Origin of the sequence: Hyalangium sp. (assembly GCF_035629615.1) — a bacterium.
Lineage (GTDB): Bacteria > Myxococcota > Myxococcia > Myxococcales > Myxococcaceae > Hyalangium.
This window is the reverse complement of record NZ_DASPHO010000694.1, coordinates 1-10,793: the sequence shown is the minus strand read 5'-3', so window position 1 is coordinate 10,793 and position 10,793 is coordinate 1. Positions and strand designations below refer to the sequence as shown.

Sequence of the window (10,793 nt, the reverse complement as noted above, 5' to 3'; positions counted from 1 at the left end):
CGTGCCGGCGCCGAAGCGCGCGCTGTAAGTGTGCCAGGCAGTGTCTGCCAGCGAGGCGCCCGCTACCGGGTAGAACCACCATGTGCCGTCGCCGGTGAGCTCGGCCTTGGCGCCGTCGTAGAGCAGCACTGCCAGATAGATGCCCCCGGCTGAGCCTGTCGTCGTCGGCCGCCGGAAAGAGCCCGTCACCTCGTAGGTGTGGTGGGGGTTCACCGGCGCCAGTCTCTTCGACGAGAGCCACGCCTGCTGGTTCACGGCGTTGGTAAAGACCTTTGTCCCCGCGATGGCCGACGTCGACGTGACAATGGAACCCTGCGAGTTCCTCAGCTGCCAGGCGTTCATATCCTGCTCGAAGTACGGGTCCGGGAAGAGCGAGTCCTCCCCGTCTCGTCCCGCCGTACCTGTGTCGCCCTTTGGTCCTGGGTCGCCCTTCGGCCCTGGATCGCCCCGCAAGCCTGGATCACCCCGTAGGCCTGGATCGCCCTTCAGGCCTGGAGGCCCGCCAGGGCCTCGCTCACCTTGCGGTCCCCTCTCTCCCTGTGGCCCCGGCGGCCCCTCGGACTCTGAACTACACCCGAGCGCCAGGAACAACACCGCGCCCAGCACTCTCCATCTCATGCACATGGCCCCTCTCCCTGCTCGCGGATCATCGTGTGTTCTGGAGACCGCTGAGCACTGGAGCCATAGGTGGATAGGCCGTGAACGGCTGTACCACTGGAGTGGTACGCACCTGTCATCGCGCCACTCCCCGTGCTTTCTGTGAGTTACCGGTCGTCTCGCCTCCGCCGAACCCCCGGCTCCAGTCAAAGCGAAGTAGGGAGGTCCTTCATTTTGAAGGAGTCACCCATGCGGCTGGAGGACCTCGACATCCACGCGCTGCTGGAGATCGACCCGGAAGGAGGCACGGTTCGTTTCGCGGGGCAGCGCGCGCTCATCCTCGATGCTGTGGCCATGGGCCTGCTCCGCAAGCAGCTCCTGGACACGCTGGGCCCGACTGCGGCCCGAGCCATCTTCACGCGCTTCAGCTTCGCGCACGGCTGGCGCATGGCCGAGGCCCTGTCCTCGAGCTTCACCTGGGACAGCGCCAGGGACTGGCGAGCCGCAGGCGGCCTCATTCACACGCTCCAGGGGCTCATTCGCCTCGCGCCGGGAGCGGAGGATCCGTTCTCTCCGGAGGGCGCCACCATGGAGGCGTCCTACGAGGCGGAGCAGCACCTGCTGCACGCAGGGCGCTCGGACGAGCCGACCTGCTGGACGCTCTGTGGCTTCGCGAGCGGGTATCTCAGCCGCGTCGAGGGAGAGCGCATCTACGTCTTGGAGGACCGCTGTATCGGACGCGGGGACGCGGCCTGTCACTTCCATGCCAAGACGCGGGAGGGCTGGGGGGCCTTGCTGGAGCCACACCTGCCCTTCTTCGAGCAGGAGGGACTCGAAGGGGTGCTGCGTCACGTCGCCGCGGAGCTCGTGCGTGCAGAGCGGAAGCTGGCTGCGCGGAAGAGCGCCCTCGCGCGCGCGGCCAGTGAGCCCGAGCTCCCTGCCGGCATCGTAGCGCGCAGCCAGGAGATGCGACGGGTGATCGAGCTGGCGCGCCGGGTGGCCCAGGTGGACTCCACCGTGCTCATCACCGGGGAGAGTGGCGTCGGCAAGGAGCGGGTGGCGAAGCTCATCCACGAGGAGTCTTCGCGGGCGGCCGGGCCATTCCTGGCCATCAACTGCGGGGCCCTCTCGGAGACGCTCCTGGAGAGCGAGCTCTTCGGCCATGCGCGCGGAGCCTTCACGGGCGCGGTGCGCGACAGGCCCGGGCTCCTCGAGGCTGCGAGCGGTGGGACGTTGCTCCTGGATGAAGTGGGAGAGATGCCAGCCTCCGTCCAGGTCAAGCTGTTGCGCGCGCTGCAGGAGCGGCAGATCCGCCGCGTGGGAGAGAACCGCGACAGGCCCATCCGGGTTCGCGTCCTCGCAGCCACCCACCGCACACTGGCTCGCGAGGTGGAAGCGGGCCGCTTCCGGAAGGATCTCTTCTACCGGCTGCGGGTCATCGAGCTCGAGGTGCCGCCCCTGCGCGAGCGGCGCGAGGACATCCTGCCACTGGCCCGCTGGCTGCTCGCCGGCGCGGCCGAGCGGATGGGGCGGCCGGTTCCCGCGCTCACGCCGCGCGCCGCGGATCAGCTCGCCCGGTACGACTGGCCCGGCAACGTCCGGGAGCTGGAGAACGCAATGGAGCGCGCCATTGCCCTGGCTCAAGGGAGGCGTGTCGATCTGGAGGATCTGCCCGAGGACGTCCGAGGGGCGCTGCCGACCGCCGTCATCACCGGAGGTGTTCGCACGCTGGAGGAGCTCGAGCGGGACTACATCCTCGCCGCGCTGGAGCACAACGGAGGCAACCAGACGGTGACGGCGCGGCAGCTCGGCATCGGCGCCGCCACGCTGTACCGCAAGCTCAAGCGGTACGGTGCCCTCGCACGAGACCGGGAGACGCAGGCTCCTGCCATTGAGATGTCCAAAGGCGGTGACGCCGGATCCGTGAATGATGCACGCTACCAGCGTCCATCATCCACACGGCACACAAGGAGGGCTTCACATGAGCGACCTGGACGAAAAGGGGATGAGTGATCTCTGGGATCAGCACCTCGCAGCCGAGTTCGGCGCGAAGAGCAGCGAGCAGGCCCTCGCGACAATGGGGTCCCACCCCAGCGTCAACATGGTCTCGCTGACGCTCGGCGGCATCGGCCGGGACCAGGTCGAGGAGTTCTATTCGAAGCACTTCCTCACGCAGATCCCCCCAGACATGGAGACGATCCCCATCTCTCGGACCATCGGGCAGGGACGGATCGTCGACGAGTTCATCTCGCGCTTCACCCACTCGATCCAGATGGACTGGCTGCTGCCTGGCATTCCCCCCACCGGCAAGCGCGTCGAGGTCCCCACCCTCATCGTCGTCACGTTCGAGAACGGGAAGATCGCGAGTGAGCGTGTCTACTGGGATCAGGCGACGGTGCTCGTCCAGGTGGGACTCCTCGACCGCTCCCTGCCCGCCCTGGGCGCGGAGGTTGCGCGCCAGGTCGTCAGCCCCACCCAGCCGATGAACGCGCTCCTCCAGCGCGCGCCAAAGCGCTGACAGTCGCCTCAGGGCACGGCGGTGCCCTCGAAGAAGCGCCGGGCGCGCTCAATGGAGGCCAGCCCCACGCGCTGTCCGAGCTTGCGGCCGAGGAAGTCATCCGGCGCGACGTGGATGCCGCCCCACAGCCGTGACTGCCCTGCCTGGTCCGCCGCGTCGTAGTACGTGCCCCACTGCAGGCGCACCTCGGTCGAGGGGCCTCTCTCGAAGGTGAGGCTGGTGTCACCGGCCGCGACGTACTCGCCCAGGCCTCCTGGGAAGTATGCGCTGCCGGTGAGCGCGGTGAGCACCTCGGCCGAGGCGCGGCTGAAGGTGCTGTGCCCAGAGACGAAGCCCGGGAACGCAGGCGTCACGAAGGTGCGCAGCTGGTAGGGCATCCAGTCCACCGCGCGCACCCAGCCCGTGCCCCCCACCTCGCGGCGGCGATCGCCCGGCTCTCCCCGCCAGGCGTGCACCGCCACCTGTCCCCGGAAGCGAGCCAGGTGCTCATGCCGGCCGCCCGAGGCAGAGCTCTCGGCGGTGATGACCTCGATGAGCCCCGGAATCAGGGGCAGGCCCGAGGCGTGGTAGGAGGGCCCGCTCGGATCCGATGACTGTCCCAGCCCGCCCATGTAGCGGATCAGCGAGAGGGGGCGCGCCGTGACGAAGGCGCGCTTGACTTCCCAGGCCGTGATGGCCGCGTCATGCACAGCGCCGTTGAGCGCCAGGTAGGCCTTCACGTCCCACTCCAGCGCGTCCACGGGCTCGCCCGCACCGAACAGCCGCCGGGTGAAGGCCGGCGAGTCCGCCACCTGGTTGGCGATGGTGTTCCAGTGCCCTGGCGGTGTCTCGGACTTGGGGCCGTCCGCCCAGAACTCCGCCAGCACCCGGCCGAAGTCGCCGCGCTTCACCACGTTGGGCGCGTAGGGCTGGCCAGTGACGGGGTTGAGCGGGTGGCCCGTCCCATCGTCCGCGCCCACGCTGTTGTTGCCCAGCGCTCCGGGCGACAGGTCCACAGGAGCGTCGCTGCCCAGCCCGCTCGACCGCCGGATCACCTCCACCGCATGGGTGCGCAGCTCGTTGTCGAAGAAGGGAGCCGGGCCCGGGTCCAGGTACAGCCCGCCGCCTACCGGCCGCACCAGGGCGAACGTCGTCACCCGCCCCCAGTGCGCGCCGATGTAGCCCTGAGCGCCCGAGCCGACAGGGATGCCGTTCTGGGTGACAGCCTGCGCGAGGTTGAGCGGCTGCCAGATCGAGGGATCGTTCAGCGCCACTCCGGGATCGTCCACGACGAGGGGCGCGTTCACCGCCGTGAAGCCCGTGGTGTCCTTGTAGTCCTGCTGCTCGTTGGCTCCGTCATCCGCGCCAAAGCCGATGAGCGCCTGAGCGATGCGGTTGCCCAGCGCGCGAGGGCTGGTGCCGTCCGTGCCCGTGGCTTCCGGGTCGTACCCCAGCTTCCGCATGAAGGCGCTGAAGCACACCTTCGACATCGCGCCGCCGATGGCGGGGGTGTAACGGTGCGTGAGCACGCGGTAGGCAGCGTAGCTCAGCGCCTCCGAGCGCGCGGCCTCCACGTCCGAGGCCGTGAGCTTCTCGCGGACGAAGAGGCCGTCCGCCGTCGCGTCGTAGGCGGCCCATGCGTCCCACATGGCGGCGGACAGGTGGTAGAGGTTGCGCGCGTGCACCGTCGGCCGGGGAAGATCCCTGCGGATGGCGCCGAGGATCTGCTCGTTCCACCGGCGCGCGATGGAGCCGGTGGGGCGCGGGTCCACCTGCGCCTCCGGGCAGACAGCGGGTTGAGGCTGGGGTGTCTCCGGCAGGGGGACGGCGGCCACCTCCGGGCCGAGCTGGAGGATGGCGCCAGCGTTGAGGCCGCTCGACAGGACGTTGCCACCCACCGCCCACACTCCCCCCTCGGGATCCACCCACGCGGCATGCAGCGACTCCAGCTCGAGCTGCTGCCCGAGCTCGCCACGCTCCCAGCCGCCAGCGGTGCGCCGGTACACCTCACCCCGGGAGCCGGTGGCCCAGCCGCTGCCATCCGGCGCGATCGCCACGCCCTGCAAGAGCGGGCACCCATCTGGCGTCCGGCGCTCGAACTGTCCGGAGGCGCTCAGCTCGAGGATCTCTCCCTGGCCCTCGCCGCCGACCACCACCACGGTGTCGCCCGCGCCATGCACGGTGAAGAGCCGGCTCGTGGTGCCGGTGGGGAGCCGCTCGAAGGCGCCGCCCGCACGCGAGCGCAGCACCGTGCCCAGCCCTCCCACCGCGTACACGTCTCCCTGGCCCGTGCCCCACACCTTGAAGAGACCGGAGATGTCGCCATCCGGCGTGCGCGGCATGTCCGCATAGGGCAGGGGGACGTCCTTCCAGGCCGTCCCGTCGTAGTGCCAGATGAAGCCGCCGCGACTGCCCAAACTGCCCACCGCGTACACGTCATCCGGCCGCGCGCCCCACACGCCGTAGACGGTGTGCCGTGCCAGCCCGGGCGTGGTCATGCGGGTGAACTGGCCGTTCTCGTAGCGCAGGAGGGTGCCGTTCGCGCCCCCCATCAGGACGGGACCTTGCTCGAAGGCGTGCACCCACCAGAGATCGCCGCGGAGCCCTGTCTGCTGCTCCTGCCACTTCGTCCCGTCGTAGTGCAGCACCAGCGGCCCGCGCCCCCGGTCCGCCCCCACGGCCCACACATCCGAGCGCGAGCGGCCGGAGATCGACAGCAGTGCCTCGGGATAGCCCTGCGTCAGGGCCGCCCACTGCAGCGGCTCGGGCTCGGGTGGCGGATCCTCGTCGCACCCGATGACGAGGACTCCCAGAAGCGCGGCCAGCAGCCAGCCGCGATATGCGCCAGGTAGCGGCGCGGATGATGGGGATGAACACCCTTGCATGACGACCTCCTTGGACTCGGTGTCTCGGCAGGGCGGTGCTCCGCTCACGGGAGCCAGCCTGCCGTGTTCGTTGCTCAGGGACAGGCGTCGGCACCCCATTGGAGGGTGCCCGTGCGCACGTGGGTCGCGCGGTCGCCGGGATCGGTCTGGACGGCTGCCGTCACGCGCACCGCTCTGCCCACGGCCTTGTCCGGCTCCGGGATGACCAGGAGCAGGCCCGTCAGCTCATCGGGAGCGTCCAGGTCGTTGCCCTGCGCGAAGAGGTACCTCACCCGGAAGGGCGAGGACACCTTCTGCTCATCCTCGGTGCGCGTCAGGGACAGCTCCACCATGACGGGCTCCGGCGGGAGGCCCCACGCTCGCAGCGACACGAAGATGTGCTGGCCGCCCTGGCAGCCACGCTGCAACCCCAGCGTGTCGCCATCGTTCAGCGGGGTAAACTGCTGCCGCCCCGTGCCGAGCTCCAGACTCATGGGCGGCTGCGGCTCGGGCTCGTTCCCCCCGCACCCTGCAACGGTCAACCCCAGCGCAAGCGCCAGGGCTGCACGCCATGGGCCGGCGCTGGCAGCAGGGACGGAATGGGCAGGCTTCATGCGATCGCATCCTCTGGCGGGCGGACGCTCGATGCAATGCAATTGCATCACCCAGGGCATGGCTTGCCTTGGGAGGGAGCCCCCACCCCGGCGGTGAGGCAGGCAGGCGGGGCAGCGCTCCACCCTCAGGCGCGTGTTGAGGGGAAATGCACCTTTCAACATCAGGCGGAAAGGTGGCTTGACTCGGCGAGCGTGGTGAAAAGACTGCGAGTCTCCTCCAATTCATGGAGGAGGAGCTCCCCCAGCTCGCGCAACCTGCTCGTACACCTCGATGACGCCCCTCATCCTCCTCATCTCGGGAGCCCCTCATGTCCGGGCCCTCCAGAAGCTCGCGCTGGAGAGCCAGGGCTGGCAGGTGCACGAGGCGGACACCGTCGCTGCAATCACCGCCTGGGGTCCCCGGCCCGATGCCATCGTGCTGGAGGCGAGCATGCCCCTGGAGGGACTGGCCGCCGAGGATGCGCCGCGCCGGGTGCTGGAGGCCCTGGGCGTACCGCTGCTGGTGATGGCATCCTCGGCCGAGCAGGAGCGGCTGATGAGGCAGCAGCTCCGGGCCGCCTTCCTAGGCCACCCGCTGTCGCTCGGCGGGCTGGTAGAGGCAGTCCGGATGGTGCTGCCGGCCGAGGTCCAGACTCCCCAGCGAGCGCACAGCCCCACCATCCTCGTCGCCGATGACGACCCTGTCTCGCGCAAGCTGCTCCTGCTGCTGCTGGCCCCCTTCCGCTTCGACGTGGTGATGGCGACCGATGGGCGCGCCGCCCTGGAGGTGGCCCAGCGGCGGCGGCCGGACGCGGTGCTCGCGGACGTGCTGATGCCGGGGCTGGATGGCTTCCGGCTCTGCCTGGCGCTGCGCAAGGAGCCGCGGCTGTCCCAGGTGCCTGTCCTCCTCACCCACATCGGCGCTCCGGACGAGCTGGACCTGCGCATGGCGCAGAACGTGGGGGCCAACGGCTTCGTGCGGCGCTCCCAGGCGGGAGATGAGATCCTCGGAGCGCTCCTGCGGGAGCTGCGTCATGGCGGCTTCGCGCCCGCGGCCGCGGAGCAGAGCCCCTCTGTCGACGAGCACCTGCACGGCATGGTGCGTCGGCTGGAGCGCCAGGTGGGGCTGCTCACGCAGGCCGAGCGCGCCGTGAGCGAGAGCGAGGAGCGCTACCGGCTCATCGTCTCCGGCTCCTTCGATGGAGTCTGGGACTGGGATCTTCGCCGCCGCTCATTCTGGTGCAGCCCGCGCCTGCTGGAGATGCTGGGCCTGGAGCTGGGGGACTTCGCGGGCACCTACGAGGCCTTCGTGGAGCGGCTGCACCCGGAGGATCGGGACTCGGTGGTGAACGCCCTGTCAGCGCACCTGGAGCACGGCACGCCGTACGACGTGTCCTTCCGGCTGTGTCACGCGGAGGGCGGCTACCGCTCCTGCGTCAGCCGCGGGCGGGCCCAGCGCGACCTGTCGGGCCGGCCGGTGCGCATGGCGGGCATCATCGACGACGTCACCGAGCGGCTCCGCCTGCTGCGCGAGACGCAGGAGGCCGTGCGCACACGCGACGAGTTCCTCAGTGTGGCGTCGCACGAGCTGCGCACGCCGCTGACGGCGCTGCGGCTGCGGCTCCAGGGGGTCAACTCGGCGCTGGCGGTGGACAGGCCCTGGTCACCCGAGCGGCTCGCCCAGTCGCTGATGGCCGCGGACCGGCAGGTGGAGCGGCTCGCCAGCCTGGTGGACACACTGCTGGATGTGTCCCAGCTGCAGAGCCAGGCGCCGCGGCTGGAGCTGGAGGAGGTGGACCTGGCCGCTGTCGTGCGCGAGGCGGTGGCCCACTCGGAGCAGGAGGCTTCGCGCGTCGGCTGCCGCCTGGTGCTCAGCGAGCTGCCGAGCACGCCGGGGCGGTGGGACCGGGTGAGGATGGCGCAGGTGGTGCGGCACCTGCTGGCCAATGCGATGAAGTTCGGGCCGGGCAAGCCGGTGGAGGTGGCGCTCGAGTCCGAGTCGGACACGGCGGTGCTGCAGGTGCGTGACCACGGTATTGGCATCGCTCCCGAGCGGGTGGAGGGGCTGTTCCAGCGCTTCGAGCGCGCCGTCTCGGCGAAGCACTACGGCGGGCTGGGGCTGGGGCTGTACCGGGTGCGCCGCATCGTCGAGGCCCACGGCGGCACGGTGACGGTGAACAGCGTGCCGGGCCAGGGGGCGACCTTCCGGGTGCTCCTACCTCGCGCCGGTGTCACGCATGCGGCGCTCGTACCCGCACAAGCCTGAGCAGCAGCGGTGGCACTGGGTCGGCGGGCCTGGGCAGTTCGTGGCGGAAGGCTGCCTGCCTGTCCGCTGACCTTCAGGGCAGACGGGGCCCATGGCAAGGAGCTCCCCTCCGTCGCTACATGGTTGTGTCAACTCGCCCCGGAGTGTCGCCCACTGGGCGATGCTCTGGGACTGAGGCCCGATTGGCACCCCGCTACAGTGGAATCCCTCTAGGTTCGTCCGCCGTTGCCAGAGGAGTTTATGCCCGAAGTTCTCGTCGTCGATGACAGCAAGGTGATGCGGGACATGGTGGTGGCCTGCCTGCGGCCCTACCCCGGCCTTTCCTTCACCCATGCCTCGAGCGGCCTGGAGGCCATCGAGCGGCTGTCGCTCAAGCCGTATGATCTCATTGTCCTCGACCTGAACATGCCGGACATCGGCGGCATCGAAGTGGTCGAGTTCGTGCGGAGCCAGGACACCCTGCGTCGCCTGCCCATCGTCATCGTCACGACGCGGGGAGACGAGGCTTCGCGCGTCCGGGCCCTCCAGGCGGGTGCGGACCGCTTCATGACCAAGCCCTTCAGCCCTGACGCCATCCTCGGAGAGGTGAAGGGCTTGCTCGAGAGGGCTGACGGGTGAGCGTGGATCTGGCGGACTTCCTCCCCGCCTACCTCACCGAGGTGGAAGAGCTGCTGGGCACCGCGAACGCTCAGCTCCTCGCGCTGGAGACCGCGGCCCGGCAGCGCTCCGCCAGTCCCCGCACCGTGCGCGAGCTGTTCCGCGCCCTGCACACCATCAAGGGCCTGTCGGCCATGGTCGACGTGGAGCCCGTCGTCTCCATTGCGCACTGGATGGAGACCGCCCTGCGCCACGCGGACCAGGCGGGCGGACGGATGCCCGAGGCCAGCGTCGAGCTGCTGCTGGAGGGGCTGCGCGCCATCGAGCAGCGCGTCCGTCAGCTCGTCGCAGGCAAGCCTGTCTCCCTGCCGCCCAAGGCGCTGCTGGATCGGCTGGAGGGACTGGAGGCCACGGCTCGGGGGCCCGCCGACAAGCAGGCCTCCCCCATCACGCTCGAGCTGGAGCCCCTGCTCGCCGCGAAGCTCTCCGCCTCCGAGCGGGAGCAGCTCCTCGCGGGCGTGACCGCCGGCCGTCGCGCGCTCCGGTTGGACTACGTGCCCTCCGCCGAGCGCGCCGCCCAGGGCCTCACCATCAACACCGTGAGAGAGCGCATCAGTGTCCTCGCGGAGATCATCAAGGTGATCCCCGTGTCCGGTACCACCGCGGGCGGCGGCAACCTCACCTTCGTGCTGCTCCTGCTGACGGACGCCGAGGACTCGGCGCTGCTCAGCGCGGCGGGAGGGGCTCCCGCAACGCTGGTGCCGCTCGCCTTGCCCGCTCCAGTCGAGCCCGCTTCCCCGCAGCTCACCCCGGACGAACCGCTCGGGCTGGACGAAGAGGGGCAGGCCGCGGAGCCTCGCCGCAGCAGCGTGCTGCGGGTGGAGGTGTCCCGCCTGGATGATGCGCTGGAGCGCCTGGCTGCGCTCATCGTCAACCGCTCGAAGCTGGCGCGCGCGGTGGCGGCGCTCACCGCGGCCGGCGTCCCCACCCGCGACCTCGTCCAGGTGCTCCAGGAGAACGGACGTCAGCTCCGCGATCTGCGCACCACCATCCTCCACCTGCGCATGGTGCGGGTGGGCGATGTGCTGGAGCGGCTCCCGCTGCTCGTCCGCGGCCTGCGCCGCTCCACCGGCAAGCAGGTGCGGCTCGAGCTGGATGTGGGGGATGCGGAGCTGGACAAGGCCGTGGCGGACCGGCTGCTGCCTGCGCTCGTCCACCTGGTGCGCAACGCGGTGGATCATGCCATCGAGCACCCCGAGGAGCGTCGTGCCGCTGGCAAGCCCGAGGAAGGGGTGGTGCGCCTGGCCTGCCATGCGCGCTCCAGCGGGAGGCTCGAGCTGACCGTGAGCGATGACGGCCGGGGAGTGGATGCCGCCGCC

The 10,793-nt window shown here is 70.3% G+C and carries 8 protein-coding genes; 5 read left to right on the top strand and 3 right to left on the bottom strand.

The features are described 5' to 3' along the window. The coding region (locus tag VD972_RS34950) for a hypothetical protein (RefSeq protein WP_324993143.1) at positions 1–342 on the bottom strand (342 nt) is incomplete at its 3' end. A gap of 504 nt (positions 343–846) precedes the next feature. Here VD972_RS34950 and VD972_RS34945 point away from each other — a divergent pair. Together VD972_RS34945 and VD972_RS34940 are read left to right on the top strand one after the other, a co-directional pair. Continuing rightward, the gene (locus tag VD972_RS34945) at positions 847–2,610 is read left to right on the top strand and encodes a sigma 54-interacting transcriptional regulator (RefSeq protein ID WP_324993142.1); all 1,764 of its coding nucleotides are present in this window, start codon (positions 847–849) and stop codon (positions 2,608–2,610) included. Beyond that, complete coding sequence (locus VD972_RS34940) at positions 2,579–3,115, top strand: ester cyclase (protein WP_324993141.1); 537 nt, start codon at positions 2,579–2,581, stop codon at positions 3,113–3,115. Before VD972_RS34945 ends, VD972_RS34940 begins: the two co-directional genes overlap by 32 nt. Positions 3,116–3,123: 8 nt before the next feature. Here the strand turns inward: VD972_RS34940 and VD972_RS34935 are convergent, their stop codons facing one another. After that, a complete protein-coding gene (locus tag VD972_RS34935; RefSeq protein WP_324993140.1) occupies positions 3,124–5,979 on the bottom strand; it encodes a vanadium-dependent haloperoxidase in 2,856 nt (951 codons plus the stop codon). Positions 5,980–6,053: 74 nt separating this feature from the next. Beyond that, positions 6,054–6,572: a hypothetical protein gene (locus VD972_RS34930; protein WP_324993139.1), complete on the bottom strand. Its 519-nt coding sequence runs from the start codon at positions 6,570–6,572 to the stop codon at positions 6,054–6,056. Positions 6,573–6,843: 271 nt separating this feature from the next. Between VD972_RS34930 and VD972_RS34925 the strand changes: the two genes are divergently transcribed. The 3 genes from VD972_RS34925 to VD972_RS34915 form a co-directional block, all read left to right on the top strand. Beyond that, positions 6,844–8,817 (top strand): ATP-binding protein, encoded by a 1,974-nt coding sequence (locus tag VD972_RS34925; RefSeq protein ID WP_324993138.1) that lies wholly within the window; start codon positions 6,844–6,846, stop codon positions 8,815–8,817. A 240-nt stretch (positions 8,818–9,057) separates the two neighbouring features. After that, the gene (locus tag VD972_RS34920; RefSeq protein ID WP_324993137.1) at positions 9,058–9,435 is read left to right on the top strand and encodes a response regulator; all 378 of its coding nucleotides are present in this window, start codon (positions 9,058–9,060) and stop codon (positions 9,433–9,435) included. A gap of 2 nt (positions 9,436–9,437) precedes the next feature. Then, positions 9,438–10,793 (top strand): Hpt domain-containing protein (locus VD972_RS34915; protein WP_324993144.1); only part of this gene is annotated, 1,356 nt, incomplete at its 3' end.